Annotated in this window: 22 protein-coding genes and 1 tRNA gene; 6 read left to right on the top strand and 17 right to left on the bottom strand. The window is 71.8% G+C overall.

The genetic code is table 11. The features are described from left to right. Position 1: 1 nt before the first annotated feature. From phoH2 to AC2W7E_RS13565, 3 genes are all read right to left on the bottom strand, one after another. Positions 2 to 1351: an RNA 5'-3' helicase PhoH2 gene (gene phoH2, locus AC2W7E_RS13575; protein ID WP_371512175.1), complete on the bottom strand. Its 1350-nt coding sequence runs from the start codon at positions 1349 to 1351 to the stop codon at positions 2 to 4. Between the two features lie 191 nt (positions 1352 to 1542). After that, on the bottom strand, positions 1543 to 2673 hold the full coding sequence (locus AC2W7E_RS13570) for an aminotransferase class V-fold PLP-dependent enzyme (protein ID WP_485989316.1): 1131 nt from the start codon (positions 2671 to 2673) through the stop codon (positions 1543 to 1545). 33 nt (positions 2674 to 2706) lie between these two features. Next, on the bottom strand, positions 2707 to 3486 hold the full coding sequence (locus tag AC2W7E_RS13565; protein WP_025103942.1) for an isoprenyl transferase: 780 nt from the start codon (positions 3484 to 3486) through the stop codon (positions 2707 to 2709). A 96-nt stretch (positions 3487 to 3582) separates the two neighbouring features. Between AC2W7E_RS13565 and trhA the strand changes: the two genes are divergently transcribed. After that, complete coding sequence (trhA, locus tag AC2W7E_RS13560; RefSeq protein ID WP_485989315.1) at positions 3583 to 4314, top strand: PAQR family membrane homeostasis protein TrhA; 732 nt, start codon at positions 3583 to 3585, stop codon at positions 4312 to 4314. 7 nt (positions 4315 to 4321) lie between these two features. Here trhA and AC2W7E_RS13555 read toward each other — a convergent pair whose 3' ends face one another. Next, positions 4322 to 4600, bottom strand: coding sequence for a hypothetical protein (locus AC2W7E_RS13555; protein ID WP_485989314.1), 279 nt, complete (start codon positions 4598 to 4600; stop codon positions 4322 to 4324). A 68-nt stretch (positions 4601 to 4668) separates the two neighbouring features. Between AC2W7E_RS13555 and AC2W7E_RS13550 the strand changes: the two genes are divergently transcribed. Continuing rightward, a complete protein-coding gene (locus tag AC2W7E_RS13550; RefSeq protein ID WP_025103939.1) occupies positions 4669 to 5055 on the top strand; it encodes a DUF4307 domain-containing protein in 387 nt (128 codons plus the stop codon). A 97-nt stretch (positions 5056 to 5152) separates the two neighbouring features. Beyond that, positions 5153 to 5644, top strand: a complete 492-nt coding sequence (greA, locus tag AC2W7E_RS13545) for a transcription elongation factor GreA (RefSeq protein ID WP_025103938.1) — start codon at positions 5153 to 5155, stop codon at positions 5642 to 5644. 61 nt (positions 5645 to 5705) lie between these two features. On the opposite strand, the gene ilvA is transcribed toward greA, so the two are convergent. Next, on the bottom strand, positions 5706 to 6935 hold the full coding sequence (gene ilvA, locus AC2W7E_RS13540) for a threonine ammonia-lyase (protein ID WP_025103937.1): 1230 nt from the start codon (positions 6933 to 6935) through the stop codon (positions 5706 to 5708). Then, a complete protein-coding gene (locus tag AC2W7E_RS13535) occupies positions 6932 to 8128 on the bottom strand; it encodes an AI-2E family transporter (protein WP_025103936.1) in 1197 nt (398 codons plus the stop codon). The genes ilvA and AC2W7E_RS13535 overlap by 4 nt, the downstream gene beginning before the upstream one ends. Positions 8129 to 8213: 85 nt before the next feature. Between AC2W7E_RS13535 and AC2W7E_RS13530 the strand changes: the two genes are divergently transcribed. Both AC2W7E_RS13530 and AC2W7E_RS13525 read left to right on the top strand, forming a co-directional pair. After that, entirely contained in the window at positions 8214 to 9473 is a 1260-nt protein-coding gene (locus AC2W7E_RS13530; protein WP_485989313.1) for a winged helix-turn-helix domain-containing protein, read from the top strand. Next, complete coding sequence (locus tag AC2W7E_RS13525) at positions 9470 to 10369, top strand: hypothetical protein (RefSeq protein WP_485989312.1); 900 nt, start codon at positions 9470 to 9472, stop codon at positions 10367 to 10369. Before AC2W7E_RS13530 ends, AC2W7E_RS13525 begins: the two co-directional genes overlap by 4 nt. 9 nt (positions 10370 to 10378) lie before the next feature. Here the strand turns inward: AC2W7E_RS13525 and AC2W7E_RS13520 are convergent, their stop codons facing one another. The 3 genes from AC2W7E_RS13520 to AC2W7E_RS13510 all read right to left on the bottom strand — a co-directional run bounded on the left by AC2W7E_RS13520 (position 10379) and on the right by AC2W7E_RS13510 (position 13586). Next, a complete protein-coding gene (locus tag AC2W7E_RS13520; protein WP_025103933.1) occupies positions 10379 to 10945 on the bottom strand; it encodes a LemA family protein in 567 nt (188 codons plus the stop codon). An 86-nt stretch (positions 10946 to 11031) separates the two neighbouring features. Then, positions 11032 to 12345, bottom strand: coding sequence for a D-arabinono-1,4-lactone oxidase (locus AC2W7E_RS13515; protein ID WP_126893971.1), 1314 nt, complete (start codon positions 12343 to 12345; stop codon positions 11032 to 11034). Beyond that, positions 12342 to 13586: a type III PLP-dependent enzyme domain-containing protein gene (locus AC2W7E_RS13510; RefSeq protein WP_062633548.1), complete on the bottom strand. Its 1245-nt coding sequence runs from the start codon at positions 13584 to 13586 to the stop codon at positions 12342 to 12344. The genes AC2W7E_RS13515 and AC2W7E_RS13510 overlap by 4 nt, the downstream gene beginning before the upstream one ends. A 64-nt stretch (positions 13587 to 13650) precedes the next feature. Between AC2W7E_RS13510 and AC2W7E_RS13505 the strand changes: the two genes are divergently transcribed. After that, a tRNA-Leu gene (locus AC2W7E_RS13505) sits at positions 13651 to 13723 on the top strand. Between the two features lie 3 nt (positions 13724 to 13726). Here AC2W7E_RS13505 and AC2W7E_RS13500 read toward each other — a convergent pair. The 8 genes from AC2W7E_RS13500 to AC2W7E_RS13465 form a co-directional block, all read right to left on the bottom strand. Beyond that, the gene (locus AC2W7E_RS13500; protein ID WP_485989311.1) at positions 13727 to 14593 is read right to left on the bottom strand and encodes a cation-transporting ATPase; all 867 of its coding nucleotides are present in this window, start codon (positions 14591 to 14593) and stop codon (positions 13727 to 13729) included. Between the two features lie 184 nt (positions 14594 to 14777). Continuing rightward, on the bottom strand, positions 14778 to 15812 hold the full coding sequence (locus AC2W7E_RS13495) for a hypothetical protein (protein ID WP_485989310.1): 1035 nt from the start codon (positions 15810 to 15812) through the stop codon (positions 14778 to 14780). A gap of 196 nt (positions 15813 to 16008) precedes the next feature. Then, positions 16009 to 17505 carry an NAD(P)/FAD-dependent oxidoreductase gene (locus tag AC2W7E_RS13490; protein WP_025103928.1) on the bottom strand — a complete coding sequence of 499 codons (1497 nt, stop codon included), beginning with the start codon at positions 17503 to 17505 and terminating at the stop codon, positions 16009 to 16011. A gap of 25 nt (positions 17506 to 17530) precedes the next feature. Beyond that, the gene (locus AC2W7E_RS13485; RefSeq protein ID WP_036292654.1) at positions 17531 to 18850 is read right to left on the bottom strand and encodes a S8 family serine peptidase; all 1320 of its coding nucleotides are present in this window, start codon (positions 18848 to 18850) and stop codon (positions 17531 to 17533) included. Further along, the gene (locus tag AC2W7E_RS13480; RefSeq protein WP_025103926.1) at positions 18847 to 19389 is read right to left on the bottom strand and encodes a DUF501 domain-containing protein; all 543 of its coding nucleotides are present in this window, start codon (positions 19387 to 19389) and stop codon (positions 18847 to 18849) included. Before AC2W7E_RS13480 ends, AC2W7E_RS13485 begins: the two co-directional genes overlap by 4 nt. A 47-nt stretch (positions 19390 to 19436) precedes the next feature. Further along, positions 19437 to 19970 (bottom strand): FtsB family cell division protein, encoded by a 534-nt coding sequence (locus AC2W7E_RS13475; RefSeq protein WP_172400116.1) that lies wholly within the window; start codon positions 19968 to 19970, stop codon positions 19437 to 19439. Positions 19971 to 20047: 77 nt separating this feature from the next. Next, positions 20048 to 21328 carry a phosphopyruvate hydratase gene (eno, locus tag AC2W7E_RS13470; protein WP_025103924.1) on the bottom strand — a complete coding sequence of 427 codons (1281 nt, stop codon included), beginning with the start codon at positions 21326 to 21328 and terminating at the stop codon, positions 20048 to 20050. Positions 21329 to 21440: 112 nt separating this feature from the next. Then, positions 21441 to 22100, bottom strand: a complete 660-nt coding sequence (locus AC2W7E_RS13465) for an O-methyltransferase (protein ID WP_085606666.1) — start codon at positions 22098 to 22100, stop codon at positions 21441 to 21443. Between the last annotated feature and the right edge of the window lie 119 nt (positions 22101 to 22219).

Raw genomic sequence — 22219 nt, 5'->3', positions numbered from 1 at the left:
GTCAGCTGAGTTCGCCGCCCTCCAGGAGGTCGGTGACGAGGGCGGCGATGGCGGAGCGCTCCGAGCGGGTCAGGGTGACGTGGCCGAAGAGACCGTGTCCCTTGAGGGTCTCGATGACGCTCGCGATACCGTCGTGCCGGCCGACGCGGAGGTTGTCGCGCTGCCCGACGTCGTGGGTGAGGATCACGCGCGAGTTCTGGCCCATGCGGCTGAGCACCGTGAGCAGCACGTTCCGCTCCAGGGACTGCGCCTCGTCCACGATCACGAACGCGTCGTGCAGGGACCGTCCCCGGATGTGGGTGAGGGGCATCACCTCCAGGAGCCCGCGCTCGACCACCTCGTCGATGACGTTCCCCGAGACCACGGAGCCGAGGGTGTCGTACACCGCCTGACCCCAGGGGTTCATCTTCTCGCCCTGGTCGCCCGGCAGGTACCCGAGCTCCTGGCCGCCCACGGCGAACAGCGGGCGGAAGACGATGATCTTCTTCTGCTGCTGGCGCTCCAGCACGGCCTCCAGCCCCGCGCACAGTGCGAGCGCCGACTTGCCGGTACCCGCGCGCCCGCCCAGGGACACGATGCCCACCTCGGGGTCGAGGAGCAGGTCGATCGCGATGCGCTGCTCGGCGGAGCGCCCGTGCATGCCGAAGATGTCCCGGTCACCGCGGACGAGCCGGAACTCGCCGTCACCGGTGACCCGACCCAGGGCGGACCCGCGCTCGGAGTGGATGATGAGGCCCGTGTTGACGGGAAGCCCGTGCACGTCCTCGCTGAGCCCGACCTCGCTCTCGTAGAGGTCGCTGATGTCGTCGCCGGAGAGATCGAGGGCGGCGATGCCGGTCCAGCCCGAGTCCACGGCCTGCTCCGCGAGGTACTCCTCGGCACGCAGCCCGAGGGACGCGGCCTTCACCCGCATCGGCAGGTCCTTCGAGACGATGGTCACGTCCTGGCCGTCCTGCGCGAGGTGCATCGCGACGGAGAGGATGCGGCTGTCGTTGTCGCTGAGGCGGATGCCGGCCGGGAGGACCGAGAGGTCGGCGTTGCCCAGCTCGACGCGGAGCGTGCCCCCCTCGCCGACCTCCACCGGGAAGTCGAGGCGGCCGTGCTCGACGCGGAGATCGTCGAGGTGCCGCAGCGCCTGGCGGGCGAAGTACCCGATCTCCGGGTCGTGCCGCTTGCCCTCGAGCTCGGTGATGACGACGACCGGGAGCACCACGGAATGCTCCGCGAACCGGAAGAGCGCCTGCGGATCGCTCAGCAGGACCGAGGTGTCGAGGACGTAGGTGCGCAGATCCTGAGCGGGTTCTGCGGCCGCGGCCTGACTCGGCGTCTGACGGGTGGACTGCTGCGCGATGCTGGTGGACTGCTGCGCTGTACGTGTGGTCACGACCCACTCCCGACCCGGGGATTCCCGGCTATTCGAACGAGTCGACCAGGGGGTCACGAGTCGCGAACCTGAGGCCGACCCGACCGGGCGCCTTGCCCGATGCCTTGAAGGTACGGCCGCCCGAGGGTTTTCCCCGGCCTCGACACGCCAGCGATTCGTTACGGGACGATGAACGATTCCCTGCCGAAGGCCCCGAGCGCCTCGTCGAGCAGACCGAGGGTCTCGGTGTCCGTGCCGGCATGCGGCGCGACGCGGATCGACCCGCCCCGAGCGGTCACGACGAGACCGGCGTTGGCGAGAGCCGCGGCGAGCCGCGCGGGTTCCTCCGGAGCGAGCGCGACGATCCCGGCGCGTTCGCGGGGCTCGCGCGGCGAGGCGACGGCGATCCCATGGCGGTCTGCCGTGGCGATCACCGCGTCCACCTGCGCGGACAGCCGCTCCTCGATGGCCGCGACGCCGGCGTCCCTGACGTCCCGCGCGCCGATCGCGAGCCGGCCGGCCGCGAGGGTGTCCGGCACGCTGATCGTGTAGGCCTTCGCGTCCGGTGCCGGGGCCGGGCGCTCGTCGACGACCAGCCCGGTCGCCGCCGTCCCGGTGATGCCGGAGAGCACGGGCACGATCCGTTCACGCGCCTGCGGCGAGAACCAGGCGAACCCGGTGCCCCGGCCCGCGCGCAGCCACTTGTAGCCGTGCCCGACGACGACGTCCGCGACGCTGTAGTCGGCGTCAATCACGCCGAACGACTGCACGGCGTCGACGATGAGGAGGCGGTCCGGGCCGAGGACGTCCCGCAGCGCGGCGAGGTCGACGCGGTACCCGGTGCGGAAGTCGACGTGGCTGACGGCCAGGGCCACGACATCGTCGTCGAGGACGGCGGCGACAGCGTCGGGGGTGACGCGTCCGTCGTCGGGCGTGATCCAGCGGGGCGTGACCGCGTGCTGTGACGCGGCCGCCGCGCGCTCCAGGGTGAGGCTCACGCTCGGGAACTCCGCAGTGCTCGCGACGACCGCGCCGGAGACCCCGTAGAGCGCGTGCATGAGGCCGTGCGTCGACGACGGCTGCAGCGTGACCTCCGCGGACTCCGCCCCGAGGAGCTCGGCGACGACCTCCTGCGCCTGTCCGATCCGCTCCCCCACGAGCGCCAGCGACGACGGCCGGCCGTTCCCGAGGAGGTCCGCGTCGGCGAAGACCTCGGCACGGACGGAGGGCGACACGGGGCCGAACGCCGCCCAGTTCAGATAGCCGGGCTCCGCGTCGAACGTGCTGAGGTAGTCGTCGAAAGCGCTCACTGCGTCATTGTGCCACGCCCCGCGGCTCCCGGATCAGCGACCGAAGCGGCGGTCGCGGTCGGCGTAGTCGCGGATCGCGCGGAGGAAGTCGACCTGTCGCAGATCGGGCCCGAGCGCCTCGACGAAGTAGAACTCGCTGTGCGCGCTCTGCCACAGCAGGAAGTCGCTCAGCCGCTGCTCGCCGCTCGTGCGGATCACGAGGTCCGGATCGGGCTGGCCGCCCGTGTAGAGGTGCTCCCCGATCATCTCCGGAGTGAGCTGCGCCGCGAGGTCCTCCAGCGTGCCGCCCGACGCCTCGTGTGTGGTGATGATGCTGCGCACCGCGTCGACGATCTCGTTCCGGCCGCCGTACCCGACCGCGAGGTTCACGTGCAGGCCGGTGTGGTCCTTCGTGCGCTCCTCCGCATCGGCGAGCACGCGCGCCAGCTCCGCGGGGAGGATGTCGGAGCGGCCGACGTGCTTGACCCGCCAGTTCCCCTTCTGGGAGAGCGCCTCGGCGAGCTCCGCGATGATCTCGATGAGGTCGGCGAGCTCGGCCGAGTCCCGTTTGCGGAGGTTGTCGCTGGAGAGGAGGTAGAGCGAGACCACACGCACCCCGAGTTCATCGCACCAGCCGAGGAACTCCTGCATCTTGGCGGCGCCTGCACGGTGCCCTTCGGCCGGGGTGTCGAAACCGAGCTGCCGCGCCCACCGGCGGTTGCCGTCGATCATCATGGCGACGTGGTGCGGAACCGAGGCCGGATCGAGGTGGCGACGCAGCCGGCTGGTGTACAGCCGGTACAGCGGTCCCCGTCCCGGGCTCTCGCGTGACATCACCCACCTACGCTACCCTGCCCCGCCCTTCCGCGCCGGTGCAGAACCTGGGGACATGTACGGAGACGGGCATGCGCTCCCGCCTAGAGTGAGCACGTGAGCACTTCCGACCAGACCGGCGCCGACCTCCCGAAGCTGCCGCTGCTCGAAGCGGCAGCCGCCGACGCGGCGACCGAGATCAAACCGACCTGGCGCGGGTGGATCCACGCCGGCACGTTCCCCGTCGCGATCGCCGCAGGCATCGTCCTCGTCACCCTGTCCCAGGGAGCGGCGGCCAAGTGGGCGGCGGTGGTCTTCATGGCCACCTCGCTGCTGCTGTTCGGGAACTCCGCCCTGTACCACCGTTTCAACTGGCGGCCCCGGGTGAAGGGCGTCCTCAAGCGGATCGACCACGCCAACATCCTGCTGCTCATCGCCGGCACGTACACCCCGCTCGCGACCCTGGCGCTGCCGCCGGCCAAGGGCGTCCTGCTGCTGGCCCTGGTCTGGAGCGGGGCCCTGCTCGGCATCCTCTTCCGCGTGTTCTGGATCCACGCGCCGCGTTGGCTCTACGTCGCGCTGTATCTGCTGCTCGGCTGGGCCGCGGTGATGTACATCGTCGACCTGCTCGACGCCAACGTCGCCATGATGGTGCTCGTGATCGTCGGCGGTCTGCTCTACACGGGCGGCGCCATCGTCTACGCGCTGAAGAAGCCGAACCCGTGGCCGGGCCACTTCGGCTTCCACGAGATCTTCCACGTGTGCACGGTCCTGGCCTTCCTCTGCCACTGGACCGCGTGCCTGCTGATCGCCCTGCACCCGCTCTCGCCGTCGCTCGGCGCGCCCTGAGCGGGGGTCAGCGCTCGCGCGGCTCCTCGTCGGGCGCTTCCGGTGCGGTGCGACCCTGGTCCTGGGCGTCTTCGGCGGCGCGGGCGGCCTCCTCCGCGTCGAGCTCCTCGCGCACCTCTTCGCGGTACCGCACCCGGCGGATCCGGCGGTTCATGTCCCAGATCAGCAGGATCACGGCGACGAGCACGATGACGATCACCGCGAAGCCCGCGAAGCCCGGCGTGACCGACTCCGGGGCCACCGTCATCGACGGTGTCGGCATCGGGGTCTCGGAGAGGAAGCGCATGAATCGGCCTTTCGTACGCAGGTCGCATAACCTGGTATCACCAGCCTAACGACCGGAAGACCCCACCTGTGACGACCGCCCTCCAGCTCGACGAACGCTATGGCCGCACCCGCCGCCGCCGGTGGCCGTGGTTCCTCGCCGGGGCCGTCGCGCTCCTCCTCCTCGCGGCCCTCGCGTGGTCCATCGTCGGCCAGTCGCTGAGCTCGGTCGACGCCGATGATCTGGGCTTCGAGCTCGTGGACGAGCACGCCGTCGACGTGCGCTTCCAGGTGACCGGCGTCCAGGGCAAGGACGTCGTGTGCGTGCTCGAGGCCCTCGACGAGGAGTTCGGCGTCGTGGGCTGGAAGATCGTGGAGATCCCGGCGGGAGACGCCCATGCGCTCACCCGTGCGGAGCGCATCCCGACCGTCGCGGAGGCCACGACAGGTTTGGTGAACACCTGCTGGGTCGCCTAGACTGATGCCAGACAGACGACGCCCCGGCACCGTGCCGGGGCGTCTTGGCATATCCCCCGCGGCATCTCGGCGGGATCCCGATAGAAGGAGCTTCGTCATGTCCACCGATGCTCAGGTCCCCTTCCTCACGCAGGAAGCCTACGACCGGCTCGTCGCCGAGCTGGAACACCTCTCCACCGTCGGTCGCGACGAGATCGCCAAGCGCATCGAGGCGGCCCGCGAGGAGGGCGACCTCAAGGAGAACGGCGGCTACCACGCGGCGAAGGACGAGCAGGGCAAGCAGGAGGCCCGCATCCGCACCCTGGAGGCGCTGCTGAAGACCGCCAAGGTCGGCGAGGCCCCCGCCAGCCGGGGCATCGTCGAGCCGGGCACCGTCGTGACCGCGATCGTCGCGGGCGGCGAGGAGGTCTTCCTCCTCGGCAGCCGCGAGATCGCCGCCGCCGGCAGCGACCTCGACGTCTACAGCGAGGCCAGCCCGCTGGGCCAGGCGATCCTCGGCCTCAAGGTCGGCGAGTCCTCGTCGTACGAGGCACCGAACGGCCGCTCGATCAGCGTCGAGATCGTGAAGGTGGAGACCTACACGGGCTGACGCGCCCTCACGAGACACCCCCTCGACCGCCACGGTCGAGGGGGTGTCGCGCGTCCGGGGGTCAGTCCTGGACGACGATGGGGGCGAAGCCGGCGCGACGGAGGGTGTCGAGCGTGTGGGCCGAGTGGTCCGCCCCGCGGGTCTCGACGCTGAGCTCGAGGATGACCTCGCTGATCTGCAGTCCGTGGCCGTGACGCGTGTGCATCGCCTCGATGACGTTCGCTCCCGCCTCCGCGATGAGCTCGGACACGCGGGCCAGCTGGCCGGGACGGTCCGGCAGCGGGATGCGGATCGTCAGGTACCGCCCCGAGGCGGCGAGGCCGTGCGACACCACGCGCTGCAGCAGGAGAGGGTCGATGTTGCCGCCCGACAGCACGGCCATCGTCGTGCCGGTCGCCGACACACGTCCGGAGAGGATCGCGGCGACGCCCGCCGCACCGGCGGGCTCCACGACGACCTTGGCCTGCTCCAGGAGCACGAGCATGGCGCGCGCGAGGTCGTCGTCCGAGACGGTCACCACCTCGTCGACGAGGTCCTTGATGATCTCGAACGGCACAGCTCCCGGGCGCGCGACGAGGATGCCGTCGGCGATGGTCGGGCGCGTGACGATGTCGACCGGCTCCCCGGCCGCGAGCGACGGCGGCACCGCGGCCGCGTTCTCCGCCTGCACGCCGATCACGCGGATCGTCCGTCCGAGCTCGGCGGCCTTGGCCTTGACCGCGGCGGCGACGCCGGCGATCAGCCCTCCTCCGCCGATGCCGAGGACGACGGTGTCGATCTCGGGCGCATCCTCCAGCAGCTCCAGACCGAGGGTGCCCTGCCCGATCACGATGTCCCGGTGGTCGAACGGGTGGATGAGGACGGCGCCGGTGCGTTCCGCGAACTCGGCGGCCAGGCGCAGCGACGTGGCGACGGTCTCCCCCTCGAGCACCACCTCGGCCCCGTAGCCGCGGGTGGCGAGGAGCTTCGGCACGGGGACCCCGAGCGGCATGAAGATCGTCGCGGGGATGCCGAGCGCCTGGGCGGCCAGAGCGACGCCCTGCGCGTGGTTCCCGGCCGAGGCCGCCACGACGCCACGGGAGCGCTCCTCCGCGCTGAGGCGGGAGAGCCGGTACGCCGCGCCGCGGATCTTGAAGGACCCCGTGCGCTGCAGGTTCTCCATCTTCAGCAGCACGGGGGCACCGAGCGCGTCGGACAGCGCCCGAGAGGGCAGCGTCGGGGTGTGCGAGATCACCTCAGCCAGACTTCGAGCCGCGTCCTGGAACTCGGTCAGGCTGGGGACTGCGCTCATCGATTCCTCCGTCTCCGCTCACGCGGAACTGTGCTCCAGATCAGATCTCCACTCGGCCCGACGCCGGTGCGCCAGGATCCCGAGCTGATGGTCACCGCCGCCACGTTCACGAACGCGGCCAGCGGGACGGCGAACAGGGCACCCGGGATGCCCGCGATCATCGCGCCGCCCGCGACCACGAGGACGACGGCAAGGGGGTGCACCTTGACGGCGGAGCCCATCATGATCGGCTGCAGGATGTGGCCCTCGATCTGCTGGACGGCGAGGACGACGACGAGCATCCAGAGGGCGATCCACGGCCCGTTGTAGACGAGCGCGAGGAAGACGGCCACGGCACCGGTCACCACCGCACCGACGATGGGGATGAACGAGCCGAGGAACACGAGAACGGCGACGGGCAGCGCGAGCGGGACCTGGAGCAGGAAGGCGCCGAGGCCGATGCCGATCGCGTCGATCGTCGCCACGAAGAGCTGCGTCCTGGCGTAGTTGACGATCGTCGTCCAGCCGTTGCGCGCGGCGCCGTCGACGGCGGGGCGGGCCTTCCGGGGGAAGATGCGCAGGGTCCAGCGCCAGATGCCGGCGCCGTCGGCGAGGAGGCAGATGAGGATGAACAGCGACAGCAGCGCGCCGGTGGCGACGTGCCCGACGGTCGTGCCGATCGCGAGGGCCCCCGTCCAGAGGACCTGAGCCTGCTCGCTGATGAAGTCGAGGCCCTGCTGCAGGTAGTTCGCGATCTGCGTGTCCGACAGGTTCAGCGGACCGTCGTGCAGCCACACCTGGAACTGGTCGAAGGCCTCGGTCGTGCGCTGCTGCACGTCCGGGAGCTGGGCGCGCACCTGCCAGACCACGAGCCACATCAGCCCGGTGACGATGGCGATCGTGCCGATGAGGGAGACAGCGATCGCGAGCCAGCGCGGGAATCCGTGACGCAGCATCCAGGAGAACGCCGGCCACAGCAGGGCGGTGATGAGGATGCCCACCATCAGCGGGATGACGAGGAGCTTGAGCAGCATCACCAGCCAGATGAAGACGCCGGCCGCCGCTGCGATGAGCAGCAGGCGCCAGGCGTAGCTCGCCGTGATGCGCAGGGGCAGCGGCACCGCCTCGTCGGCTTCGGTGGTCACGGTCCGATCGGTCACCACGGGGCGCGGACGGAACAGATCGCGCAGCCGGGGTCGCTGGTCCTCGCTCATCGCCTCAGTCTACGGTCATGCCGTATGCCGTTCGACGCATCCTGCACGCCACAACGATGTCGGAGAGCGGGGATACGCTGGCGGCGTGACCGACACCCTCAGTCCCGCCCAGGCACGACGGATCGCCCTCGCCGCTCAGGGCTTCACCCGCGCACGCCCGGCCACCGTCTCCGGTCGCCATCTGCACCGGGTGATGGACCGGCTCGGCGTGCTGCAGATCGACTCGGTCAACGTGTTCGCCCGGTCGCACTACGTCCCGCTGTTCTCCCGGCTCGGCGCCTACGATCCCGCACTCCTCGACCGCCTCTTCCTGTCGCGCACGACGCACTATGTGGAGTACCTCGCCCACGAGGCGACCTTCATCCCCGTCGAGGACTGGCCCCTGTGGCGGTTCCGCATGGACGACTTCCGGCGGCGCTGGTCCGCGGAGGACTCCTGGCTCCGAACGAACGCCCGGACGGTGCAGTGGGTGCAGGACGAGCTCCGTGCGCGCGGACCGCTCCGCCCGGTCGACCTCCGTGCCGACGCCCCGCGCGAGCGCGGCACCTGGTGGGACTGGGACGAGGTCAAGCTCGCCCTCGAGCATCTGTGGCGCACGGGCGACGTCGCTGTGAGCGGGCGCCGGGGGTTCGAGCGCACCTACGCCCTCGCCGAGCAGGTCATCCCCGAGCGCATCCGGTCCCGCGAGATCCCGCGCGAGGACGCCATCCGCGAGCTCGTCCGACGCGCCGCGCGGTCCAGCGGCGTCGGGACGGCGGCCGACCTGGCCGACTATTACCGCCTCCGCGACCGTGCCGCGGTGACCGGGGCGATCGCCGACCTCGTCGACGCCGGGGAAGTGCAGCCCGTGACCGTCCGCGGCTGGGAGCGGGGTGGCCGGCCCCTCCCCGCCTGGCGGCATCGCGACGCAGTTCTTCCGCGCCGGGTCGAGACCGCCGCCCTGCTGACTCCGTTCGATCCGGTGGTGTGGTTCCGGGAACGCGCGCTGCGGGCTTTCGAGCTCGACTACCGCATCGAGATCTACGTGCCGGCGGCGAAGCGCCGCTACGGCTACTACTCGCTGCCCGTGCTCGTCGGCGACCGGATCGTGGCGCGGGTCGACCTCAAGGCCGACCGCGGCACGTCCACGCTGCAGGTGCAGTCGGCGTGGTGGGAGCCGCAGGCGCGTCCCGGCGACGCCGAGGCGATCGCGGCGGAGCTCCTCCGCGCCGCGCGGTGGCAGGGTCTCGAACAGGTGTCGGTCTCCGGATGGGGCGATGCGACCGCTGCCGTCCACACCGCGCTCGCCTCCACCGCCCCGGACACGGTGCGTCGTCACGTCCACGTCCGGGAGGCCGTCGCGTGACCCGTCGTCGCTGGTGGCTCCTGGGCGGTGTCGTCGTGGCCGTCGCTGTCGCGGGGGCGGTGTGGTGGGGGCTGTCCGCGCTCCGCTCGCCGACCGCGGAGGACGCAGCGCTGGCCTATCTCCGGGCGCTGGAGTCGGGCGATCCCGAGGCGGTCGCGGCGACGGGGACCGCGGTGTCCGACGCCGCCCTCACCGCGTTCGCCGGAGCCTCGTCGACCATCGCGGACGCCGAGGTCACCGCTGTGCGTGAGGGAGACGGTGACGCGTCCGCGACGGTGCGCTTCCGACTCGACGGGGACGAGCACCAGGCGCGCGTCCGGCTGACGCCGGAGAGCGGCCGCTGGACCGTCGACGCCTCCGGACTCGGTGCCCTCCGCGCCACGACGACGATCGGGACGGCGGTCCAGGTCGGCGATGCGGTCCTCCCGGTGACCGAAGACACCGCTCTGCTCCCTGGCGTGTACCCGGTCGCGGCCGCGCCGCGGGCGCTGCTGGCCGGCACGACCGAGGCCGTCGTCCTCCCCGGCGACGACGCCACCGCACGCGTGACCGCCGAACTCCGCCCGGAGGCGACGGAGGCCGCGCAGACGCAGCTCGACGGCTACCTGGAGACCTGCACCGCCGAGGGCCACGCGATTCCCGACAACTGCGGCATCCGGATCCCGTGGGGCACGGAGTTCCGGGACGTCTCCCACGTGGCGTTCCGCGTCGAGCGGTTCCCTGCGGTGACGCTCTCCGCCGGCGGGTTCACCGCGGACGACGGCATCCTCGAGGCGACCGTTACCGGCACCGGCCAGGACGGCGCCGCGCGCACCGTCACCTACCGCAGCACCGCGTGGAGCGTGCGCGGTGGCGTGGATATCACCGCAGACGAACTCGCCCTCACCGTGTGGTGAGGGCGAGGATCAGAACTGCACGCGCGGCGGCTCGGAAATGGCGCCGCTGTCGGCGACCTCGAAGAACTCGCGCTCGGTGAAGCCGAGTCCCTTGGCGAAGAGGTTGTTGGGGAACACCTTGATCTTGGTGTTGAGCTCGCGGACGCCGCCGTTGTAGAAGCGCCGCGCGGCCTGGATCTTGTCCTCGGTGTCGACGAGGGCCTGCTGCAGCTGGAGGAAGTTCTGGCTGGCCTGCAGCTGCGGGTAGGCCTCGGCCACCGCGAAGAGGCTGCGCAGGGCCTGCTGCAGGTGCCCCTCGGCGATCCCCGCCTCGCCGGGGCTGCCGGCGGAGAGGGTCTCGGCGCGGGCGCGGGTGACGTTCTCGAACACCGCCTTCTCGTGCGAGGCGTAGCCCTTGACCGTCTCGATGAGATTCGGGATGAGGTCGGCTCGGCGCTTGAGCTGGACGGTGATGCCGCTCCAGGCTTCGTCCACGCGGACGTTCAGCTGCACCAGCGAGTTGTACGTCGCCCAGAGATAGACGCCGACGAGCAGGATCACCCCGACGACGATCAGTACCGGCACGAGCCATTCCATCAGTGCCCCACCCTTTCCCGTATTTCTCTCATCCTAGACGCGGTGCCTGCACGTGGACTGGGGATGCGACGGACCAGCGCCCCCGATCAGCGTCCCAGCACCCGCTCCAGATAGCGGTTCGTGAAGCGGCGATCCGGATCGAGGCGGTCGCGCAGCGCCACGAAGTCGTCGAAGCGGGGGTAGCTCTCCCGCAGCGTCTCCCTGGTCATGGTGTGCAGCTTGCCCCAGTGCGGGCGGCCGCCGTGGGCCCGCATGATCTCCTCGACCGCACCGAAGTACGCCGTCGGGTCCGCGCGCCAGTACCGGTGCACCGCGATGTAGGCGCTGGGGCGGCCGTACGCGGTGGAGAGCCAGCGGTCGTCGGCGGCAGCGAAGCGCACCTCCACGGGGAACTCGATCCGCCAGCCGCGCTCGGCGATGAGCTCCTGGAGGGCGCGGAACGCGGGCACCACCTCGGCCGCCGGCAGCGCGTACTCCATCTCGCGGAAGCGCACGGTCCGGCTCTGGGTGAGCACGCGATTCGAGAGGTCGGTGTACTCACGGTCGCCGGTGAGCCGCACCGCGAGCCGGTTGAACGGCGGCGTGATCGCCGGCACCGCCTGTCCCGCCGCGCAGACGACGCGATAGACGCCGTTCGCGAGCAGGGTCTCATCCACCCACCGGCCCACGACCGGGAGCGGCCTCCGTCGCGTCGATTCCGGCAGACGCGACTGCCGCTTGGTGAGCGCGACGTCGGTATGCGGGAACCAGTAGAACTCGAAATGGTCGGCGGCGGGGACGCGTTCGTCGATCGTGCCGAGCACCTCGTCCAGCGGCAGCGGCTCGTCGACCGCATGCATCACGAACGTGGGCACGCACTGCAGGGTGACCTCGACGATGATGCCGAGCGCGCCCAGCCCCAGAGCGACCGCGGGCAGGAGCTCCGGACTGTGCGCCTCGTCGATGCGGAGGAACTCCCCGTCGGCGGTGATGAGGGTCACCCCGACGACCTGGGTGGCGAGTCCGCCGAAACCGGCGCCGGTGCCGTGCGTGCCCGTGGAGATCGCACCGGCGATGGACTGGCGGTCGATGTCGCCGAGGTTCTCCATCGCGAGGCCGTAGCGGGCGAGCAGCCCGGGGATGCGGTGCAGCCGGGTACCGGCGAGGAGCGTGACCCGTCCGCTCGCGACGTCCGCGGACACGAGCCCCTGCAGGTCGTCCAGTTCCAGGAGCACACCGGGGGCGATGGCGATCCCGGTGAAGCTGTGACCGGCGCCGACGGCTTTGACCGTGAGCCCCTGTCGCACCGCTGCCCGCACCGCACGCTGCACGCCCTCGGGGCTGCGCGGGCGCTCGACCCGCACGGGGCGCACGGACGCCGACCGGCCCCAGTTCTGCCAGGTGCCGCCGATTCTCGTCACAGGAACGCCTTCCCCTCGCCGCGGTACGTCGGCAGCTCGTCCACGACCTCGTCGCCGGACACGAGCTGGTACGCGGCGATGCGCTCGGCCGGCTCGCCGCTCTTGGCGTGACGGAACCAGACACGATCGCCGACGCCGAGCGTCGCCGCTGTCGGCCCCTGCAGCGGCGTCTGCACCTCGCCGGCAGCCTCTCGCGGAAGCGTGCGGAGGTTCGCCGGCCACACCGGGCGCGGCTGTCGCGAGGCCAGCGCCGGACCCGAGGCGATCCAGCCGCCGCCCAGCACCGTGGCGATGTCGGCAGCGGGACGGCGCACGACGTCGAAGGCGAAGGCCGCGGCCGGCGCCGGGTGGAAGGACCGGTACCCGTCGAACAGGTGTCCGCCGAGCAGACCGCTGCCCGCGCTGGCCTCGGTGAGCGACTCGTCGCTGCCGCTGAACTCCAGGGATCCGGTGCCCCCGCCGTTGAGGAACTCGAGCGGCGTCACGGCGCCGACCGCGGCGACGATCGCCGCCCTTCGCTCCCGCAGCTCCTCGCGCGAGCGGGCCTGGACGCGACGGATCAGCGGTCCATCGGGACCGGCATCGCCCTGTCCCGCGATCTGGGCGTCGTACATCTGCAGCCCCACGAGGCGGAAGCCGGGGCGTGCGACGACCGTCCGCGCGAACGCGGCGACCTCCCCGGCGGAGAAGAGGGCCGATCGGCGGACGCCGATGTGACCGAGCAGCGCGGATCGCCAGGACGCGTCGACGTCGATGGCCACGCGAAGCTCGGGGCGCGCGGACGGGGCCACCACGCTGTCGACGAGGTCCAGGTGCACGGGGTCGTCGATCATGAGCGTGATGCGCTGCGCCGCCTGCTCGTCGGCGCACAGCCGTTCGATGCCCGCGCGGTCCACGGTCGGGTAGCCGAGGACGATGTCGTCGTGGGTCTCCGCGAGCCAGAGCGCCTCCTCCAGCGTGAACGCGAGGATCCCGCGGAAACCCGGGAGTCGCAGCACGGCATCCAGGACCGCACGCACCCGCACCGACTTCGACGCCACGCGGATCGGCAGACCGCCGGCACGGACGAGCAGGTCCATGGCGTTGTAGCGCAGCGCTTCGCGATCGATAACCGCCACGGGCGCCGGAAGGTGCCCGGTCGCGGCCGACAGGCGCGGCCAGTAGCGGCCCGGGTCCTCCCATTCGGGGGCGACCGCGGGGCCACCCGGGACGGGGCTCAGTTCGTCGGTGAGGTCGAGCACTCCCCCACCCTACGGCCTGAGCCCCGCCGGGTCACGACCCCGCCGACGATAGGCTGGCGGCGCAGCCCCCGTAGCCCAATGGCAGAGGCAGGCGACTTAAAATCGCCTCAGTCTGGGTTCGAGTCCCAGCGGGGGCACCGTCAGCGGCCGAGGATGTCGCCGATCCCGGGGATACCGAGATCGCCGAGCCGCTCCCCCCAGCCGGTCGCCGTCTCGCCGAGACCCGAGACGGCCTCGCCGGCCGAGCCGAGCATCTCGTCGGCGCCGCCGGCCAGCGCGTCGATGTCGACGCCGGAGGCGAGCGCATCCAGGTCGATGCCCTGCGCCAGCGCGTCGAAGTCCACCCCGAGCCCCGCCGCCTGTTCCAGGAGCGGTGCGGCCACGGTGCTCACGACGGCTCCGCCGGCCACCACGCCGAGGAGACCGACCGCCGCGCCGCCCGCCGCGACCGCGGCCCCGCCGCCGCGGGCGCGGGAGAGGAGTCCGCGCAGGCGGCCGGGCTGCATCGCCTCGGCCCGTCCGGCCGCGCGGGCCAGGTCGTCCGCAGACGACGAGCGCGGTCGCTCCTCCACCGGGAGCTCCGCCCGCATGCGGGCGTCGACGTGCGCGCGCTGCGACGGCGTGAGGCGCGCGAAGGCCTCGCGATGGATCTGCTCGATCCGATGCGGATCCGCTGTCTGCAGGAGGTAGTCGTACCGGGCGATGGCCGCGCGGTCCGCCGCGGAGACGTCCGACGCACCACCGGACGCGGGAGCGGGCAGCGGGGCGTACGCCCCTGCGGCGGATGCTCGTCCGGCGGGAGGGGTGGGCGCCGGGGACGCGGGAGGAGGCGCGGTCGGGCGCTGCCCCTGAGGATCGGTGCCCCGCACGGCGTCGACCGCGCCGCGGATCATCCCGCTCCAGTCGGTGGAGGCACGCGCGCCCTCGCCGCCGCGCACCCCGGGGCTTCCCCCCTTCGCGTCGATGGCGTCGGTGGCGAGGCGGATCAGGCGGGAGAGCTTTGACATGGGGGTCCCTTCGTGGGACGGACCGCCGTTCTCCGCGACCTCTGTCGACGCAAGGTTCCGGGCAGCCCGCGATTCGGGTGCCAAGGTCTCCTCCACCCTCGCGGGCCAGCGGGCCGGGGCACGATGACATGCCCGTCATGACGACGTCGCTGCAGACGGGAGTACTCCCCTTGCGGTCGACACGCTAGCGAGGCGGCCTATGGATCGGCTCCACGCGCGGCCGGGGAGGCGCCGTGCCCAGGATCGCGGTCATCTCGTCGTACAGCACCCGGAAGGCGTCGCGGAGCTCTGCGGCACCATCCGGTCGACTCGCAGCCGGGACCGCCTCCGCCAGCGTCCCGAGGGCGAGAGTCGCCGCGGCCTCCCGCGCCACCGCCGTGCCGAACTCATCGGACGGCCGGCCCCACCCCGCGGCGAGGAGGAGCTGGTCGCGCAGCACTCCCGCCACCCCGAGGAGCACGGCCGCTGCGCGGAGATGGCTGCGGGCCACCTCCGTGCCGAGAAGGCGTTCCTGCATCACTCGTGCGAGCCGTCGGGCGTGCGGCGTCGGCACCTCCCGGCGTGTGCGGAGACGCCAACCATCCGGCGTGCCCGGCACGGACTCGTACGACAGCGGCTCGCCGTCCCGGAGATGGACCACCGGGATCGACGACGGCGACACGAGCGACGGCCGCCGCCACCAGTCCGCCGGCGCCATCGCCGCAGACAAGAAGGCGGTGGCCGGAGCGTGCGCCCCCGCCCCTTCGAGCTGCACGAGATCGGCCGTGCTCGCGAGCAGGCTGAGGCCCTGTTCCGCCGCGAACCGCTGCAGCAGCAGCCCGACGGGCTCGAGATCGCCACCCGGGACGGAACGCGCGAACTCCGCCGCCTCGGGAATCGGCAGCACGACGGCGACGGACGACGGATCGGGGCCCGGCGGCACGAACCACGAGCACCCGGAGAACGCCGCCACCCGGGACGCATGCGAGGCGTAGCCGTCACTGCGGGTGAAGAGCCTCAGGACCGCCCGAGGCTGCGCGGCGACGGCTTCCTGCACCTGGGCGAGAAGGTGAGGGTGCGGGCGCACCGCAGCGTCGAGGACGAGATGATGCGTGGCTCGTCGCGTCCAGGGCCGCCATGCCGCGGCGCCCGTCGGGCAGATGCGGACGGGAGCGCCGTCGAGCCGTGCCGCGAGCTGTGCCGCATGCGCGTCCTCGCCCGGACCCGTCCGGATCGACACACTGACGGTCGGTGATTCTCCCCCGTGCGCGCTCACCGGACCTCCTCCCCGCATCGGGGGTGCCTCGCACACACCCCTCCTGAGCACCCCTGCGAGCGTACAATGTGAGATGTTACGCGACCAACTCCCGTCCCCGGTCAATAGGAGAAGGCCCTGGCGCTCACGCGCTCAGGGCCTTCTCCTCAGAACCGGACGGTCACTTCGCCGCAGCGGTCTCCGCGGAGTCCTTCGCAACGGAGGCCGGAGCCTTCTTCGCTGCGGGCCGCTTGGCGGCCGGCTTCTTGATCTCAGACGGCGTCTCCGCCGCGGGCGCAGCGGCCGGCTTCTCAGCGGCCGGCGCCTTGGCGGCCGGGGTGGCGTCGGCGGGTGCCGCGGGACGCGGGCGGGCGGCGAACTCCTCGAAGACGTAGCGAGGGTTCTGCACCGTCTGCAGGTTCACGAGGTCGCGGCCCAGCCACAGGTTGTTCCACCAGCCCCAGAGCACGCGCCACTTGCGCTCCCACGTCGGCATGGCCAAGCCGTGGTAGCCGCGGTGCGCGAGCCAGGCGATGAAGCCCTTCAGCGCGATCTTGCCGGACTGGAAGACGCCGTTGTACAGGCCGAGGCCGGCGACGGCACCGAGGTTCTTGTGGAAGTACTCCTTGGGGGTCTCCCCGCGGAGCACCGCGACGAGGTTCTTCGCCAGGAGCTTCGCCTGCCGGACGGCGTGCTGCGCGTTCGGGACGCAGAATCCGCCGACGCCGCCGCCCGAGAGGTCGGGAACGGCCGAGACGTCGCCCGCGGCCCAGGCACCCTCGACGAACGCCTCGGGGGTACCGACGCGCAGGTCGGCACGGGTCTGGATGCGACCGCGCTCCTCGACGGGCAGGTCGCCGCCGCGCACGACGGTCGGGTTGGCCATGACGCCCGCGGTCCAGACGATGACGTCCGTCGGGATGACCTCGCCGGTCGACAGCTCGACGTTGCCGTCGATGGCACCGGTGACCTGGGTGTCGAGGTGAACGTTCGCGCCGCGCGTGGCGAGGTCCTTCAGGACCCACTCGCTCGTCTTCAGCGAGACCTCGGGCATGATGCGGCCCATGGCCTCGATGAGGTGGAAGTGCGTGTCGTCGAAGGTCAGCTGCGGGTACTTGCTCACCAGCGACGAGGCGAGCGAGCGGAGCTCGGCGAAGACCTCGATGCCCGCGAAGCCACCGCCGACGACGACGACGGTCAGCAGGCGGTCGCGCTCGGGGCCAGCCGGGAGGGAGGCGGCCTTGTCGAAGTTCGACATGACCTTGTCACGGATGGCGACGGCCTCTTCGATCGTCTTGAGCCCGATGGCGTTGTCGGCGATGCCGGGGATCGGGAACGTGCGCGAGACGGCGCCCGCGGTGACGACGATCTGGTCGTACGCGAACTCGTACGGCTCGCCGACGGGCGGCGTGATGGTGGCGACCTTCTGCGCGTGGTTGATGTTCGTCACCTTGGCGGTGAGCACGTGCGTGCGCTTCAGGTGACGGCGGTGCGCGACGACGGAGTGCCGGGCCTCGATCGATCCGGCGGCGACCTCCGGGAGGAACGGCTGGTACGTCATGTACGGCAGCGGGTCGACCATGGTCACGTCGGCCTCGCCCTTGCGCAGATGCTTCTCGAGCTTCCACGCGGTGTAGAAACCTGCGTACCCTCCGCCGACGATCAGGATCTTGGGCACAGTGCTGTTCTGAGGCACAGAAGAACTACTCCTCGGAGTCGGGATTGTGGCGTACGGGAACGCGCGCCGATCGGATGCGCCGGGCAGCTGCGGTGACGCCAAGCGCTACCAGGATACCAGGGACCGTGAGGGCGATGAGCGGCAGGGTACCGTAGCGCAGGGAGTCGGCGCTGGGAAGCAGCGGTGAACCGGGGTCGGTGGGGGCATCCGCGTCGGGCAGCGGCGGCACCTCCACGGGGGCGAGCGACGGCTCGGGCGTGGGCTCGCTGTCGGCGCGGCGGTACAGCCGCACCCACTCCGCGAGATCGCCCATGGGGTTCTCGCTCACGGACGGCAGGTTCGCCGAGATCGCCGCCTCCGCGTCCACCAGGCCGAAGCCGTACAGCGGATCGCGCGGCTTCTTCGCATCCGCCACCGGCATCGCCGTCTTGATGATGCGGTTGATGACGTCGTTCGCGGAGATGTCGGGGTGCGCCGAGCGGATGAGCGCCGCGACGCCGGCGACGATCGGAGCCGCGCCGCTGGTCCCGCTCCAGGAGACGACCTCGCCGTCCGCCGACACCCCCAGCAGGCCCTCGCTCGGCGCCGAGATGCCGATGGTGATGCCCTGCGTCGAGGCCTCGATGCTCGCGGTGCCGGTCTGGTCGACGCCGCCGACCGTGAGCACGCCGGGGATCGTGGCGGGCGCGCCGATGATGTTCGTGCCGCTCCCCCGGTTGCCGGCCGCGACGACGACCACGACGTCGTGCTCGAACGCGTAGAGGAAGGCGTCGTCCCAGCTCTGATCCCAGTCGAGCGTGTTCGTCGTGAACGACAGGTTGATGATGTCGGCGCCGTGGTCGACAGCCCAGCGGATGCCGGTGGCCACCTGCTCGGTGAACGGCACCGCCGCGGCGGCGCCGAACCCCACGGAGATCGAGAGAAGCTCCGCCTCGGGCGCGACCCCGATCATGCCGGTGCCGTCGGCTTTGCCGCGTCCTGCCGCGAGGGACGCCACCCACGAGCCGTGATTGCCGTCGACGGCGCCGAGCGGCGTGCGTCCGTCCGGCGTCCCGGCTCCGGACACGTCCGTCCCCCCGACGACCGCCTCGTCGAAGACCTGCGGCACCTTGCCGATGCCCGTGTCGATGACGGCGATCGTGACGCCCTCCCCGCGGGTCGTCTGCCAGGCGTCGCGGATGCGGGCACCGTCCAGCCAGTACTCCGCCGCCCGCACCGGATCGGCCGGGTCGTCGGCGACCGGAGGTGGCGTCGGCGTCGGCGTCGCCGTGGAACCGAGGAGCAGGACGGATGCCGCCACCGCCACGAGGGCGACGGCGCCGCGCAGCATCCGCCGCCGCGTCATGCCGAACGTGCCGGATCGTCGCGGAGCGCGGCGCCGGGCTCTTCGCAGCGGCAGACCTCGGGAGACCACGAGCTGCGGGCCAGCGCGGCATCGCCGATCGGGTTCACACCGGCTCCCGCCGCCAGGGCGTGGCCGGCGAGGGCGTGCAGGCACTTCACCCGGGTGGGCATGCCTCCGGCGGAGATCCCGTCGATCTCGGGCACCTCGCCGAACTGCGCACGGTCGGCGAGGTACGCCTCGTGGGCGGACCGATACGCGGCGGCCACGGTCTCGTCCTCCGCGAGCATCGCCGCGAGCTCGGGCATGACCTGGTTCGCCTCGAGCGTCGACATCGCGGCGGTCGCCGCCGGATGCGTGAGGTAGTAGAACGTGGGGAACGGCGTGCCGTCGGGCAGGCGCGGGGTGGTGGCCACCACCGTGGGGTTCCCGCACCGACAGCGGGCCGCGATGCCGACGACACCGCGGGCGGGGCGTCCGAGCTGGGTCGAGACGACGGCGAGCTCGGCGGAGGTGGGCGCGGGGAACGGCGGGGTGGTCACCCCACCAGCGTAGGGGAGCCGTCCGGGAGGATGCTCGGAGCCCGGGTTCAGCCTGCGGGGACGGCGGTGTCGCTCAGTCCCGCGGAGACGAGGGTGCGCAGCAGCTGCGGCATCCAGTCGGCGGGCTTCTCCTCGAGGGTGTCGCTCACCGGCTCCTGCTCGCGCGGGAGGGTGGAGGGATCGAGGTCGTTGTCGATGAGGTACACGACCTCGCCCGGCTTGACGTAGTACAGGCGCTCACGGGCCTGGGTCGTGATGTACGCGGGGTCGTCCCAGCGCTCGCGCTCCGCGGTCAGCGCGGCGATCTCGTCCTCGCTCACCTGCACGGACTGCTCCAGCGCCGCGATCTTCTGGCGCTGGTCGATGAAGGTGCCCAGCGTGGGCACGAGCACCCAGGCTCCCAGCACCACGAGGGAGAGCATGATCACGGAGAAGGCCGAGAGCCGCATGCCCGAGGCCCACTCGCGCACGTCCACGCGGGGTGCGGCGGGGGCGCCGCTCCGCGGCTGTCGCGACGAGGACGTCGAGCGAGGCGTCGCCGCCCCGATCGACGGCGAAGGAGGAGCCGGTCGTCGTGCCACGGCTCCTCCTTCGTGTCAGCCGCCATCCGGGCGGCGCGGTCGTGCCGCGGATGCGGCGTGGTCGCTGTCGCGGGCGCTCAGCCCTGGTAGCGCGGGAAGGCGGAACGGCCGGCGAAGACCGCCGCGTCGCCCAGCTCCTCCTCGATGCGCAGCAGCTGGTTGTACTTCGCGACGCGCTCGCTGCGCGCCGGGGCACCCGCCTTGATCTGGCCGGCGTTCGTGGCGACCACGAGGTCGGCGATCGTCGTGTCCTCGGTCTCACCCGAACGGTGCGAGAGCATCGCCGTGTAGCCCGAGCGCTGCGCGAGGCTTACGGCGTCGAACGTCTCGGTGAGCGTGCCGATCTGGTTGACCTTCACGAGCAGCGAGTTGGCGACGCCGCGCGTGATGCCGTCGGCGAGACGCTGCGGGTTGGTGACGAACAGGTCGTCGCCGACCAGCTGCACCTTCGAGCCCAGGGCCTCGGTGAGGTGCTTCCAGTTGTCCCAGTCGTCCTCGGCGAGCGCGTCCTCGATCGTGACGATCGGGAAGTCGTTGACGAGCCCGACGTAGTACTCGGTGAGTGCGGCGGCGTCCCAGTCCTTGTTGTCGAGACGGTAGACGCCGTCCTTGAAGAACTCGGTCGCGGCGACGTCGAGGCCGAGGGCGATGTCGGTGCCGGGCGTGAAGCCGGCCTTCTCGATCGCCTTGACGAGGAAGTCGAGGCCCTCGCGGTTGCTGGGCAGGTCGGGGGCGAAGCCGCCCTCGTCGCCGAGACCCGTCGCGTAGCCGGCGGCCTTCAGCTCCGCGCGCAGCACGTGGTAGGTCTCCACGCCCCAGCGCAGCGCCTCGGAGTAGGTCTCCGCGCCGATCGGGGCGAGGAAGAACTCCTGCATGTCGATGCCGTTGTCAGCGTGCTCTCCGCCGTTGATGACGTTGAACAGCGGCACGGGCAGCACGTGCGCGTTCGGACCGCCGAGGTAGCGGAACAGCGGCAGGTCGGCGGAGTCCGCGGCGGCCTTCGCGACCGCGAGGCTCACGCCGAGGATGGCGTTGGCGCCGACGCGCTTCTTGTTGTCCGTGCCGTCGACCTCGATGAGGATCTCGTCGACGATGCGCTGCTCGCTCGCCTCCACGCCCTCGATGGCCGGCCCGAGCTCGTCGATGACCGCCTCGACGGCCTTGAGCACGCCCTTGCCGCCGTAGCGGCTCTTGTCGCCGTCCCGCAGCTCGTACGCCTCGAAGGCGCCGGTCGAGGCACCGGAGGGGACGGCGGCGCGCTGCACGATGCCGTCGTCGAGGAGCACCTCCACCTCGACGGTCGGGTTTCCGCGCGAGTCGAGAATCTCGCGTGCGCCTACAGCCTCGATCAGTGCCACTGATGTGCTCCTTGCTCAGGATGGAAGGGTGTGTGGAGCGTCGTCGATCCGCGCCCAGTCTATCCCCGGCGTCGGACCGCACCCGGAGACGAGCCGGGGGGATCCGCCCGCGTCAGACGACGAGGGCGAGCGCGATGCCGTCCCATCCCTTGATCCCGACCGTCTGCAGCGCCGTGGCGTCGAAGCGCGGGTCCTCCCCGAGCATCCGCAGCCCCGCGCGGGTGCCGTTCACCTTGGGGTCCGTCGAGTCGTCGCGGACGATCTCGCCGTCGCGGCCGATGTTGTCGAGCACGACAACGGTGCCCGGGCGACCGAGCTTCGCGGCCCAGTCCAGGTACACGGTGTTGGACTCCTTGTCGGCGTCGATGAAGACGAGGTCGAAGGCGCCGGCGAGGGTCGGCAGCACGTCGGCTCCGCGACCGATCCGGATGTCGACGCGGTCCCCCACTCCGGCCGCGTCGATGCTCGCCCGGGCGACGGCGGCGTTGTCCGCCTCCGCCTCGATCGTCACGACCTGTCCCGCCGGTCCGACGGCGCGGGCCATCCAGATCGTCGAGTAGCCTCCGAGGGTGCCGATCTCCAGCACGCGGCGGGCGCCGCTCATCCGCACGAGGAGATTCAGCAGCTTCCCCGCGACCGGCGCGACCTCGATCTCGGGCAGCCCCGCCGCGCGCTGCGCCTCCAAGGCCGACGCCAGGGCCGGGTCCGGACCCACGAGCATGTCGGCGAGGAAGGTGTCGGCGCGTGCCCAGGCGGCGGGAGTGGATTCCATGTGCTCAGCCAACCCCCGGCGCCGGCCGGCCGTCAAGCGTCGGCGGGGTCGGCGGGTGCGGCGGCGCGGCGGCGAGCTCCGGCTGGCGGCGGAACTGCCCGTGAGCACGAGGACGAGGG

This window comes from Microbacterium sp. CFSPD4_SD4 (genome assembly GCF_057364585.1).
Note: the sequence above shows the minus strand (reverse complement) of the source record. Positions and strands in the feature narration are given on the sequence as shown.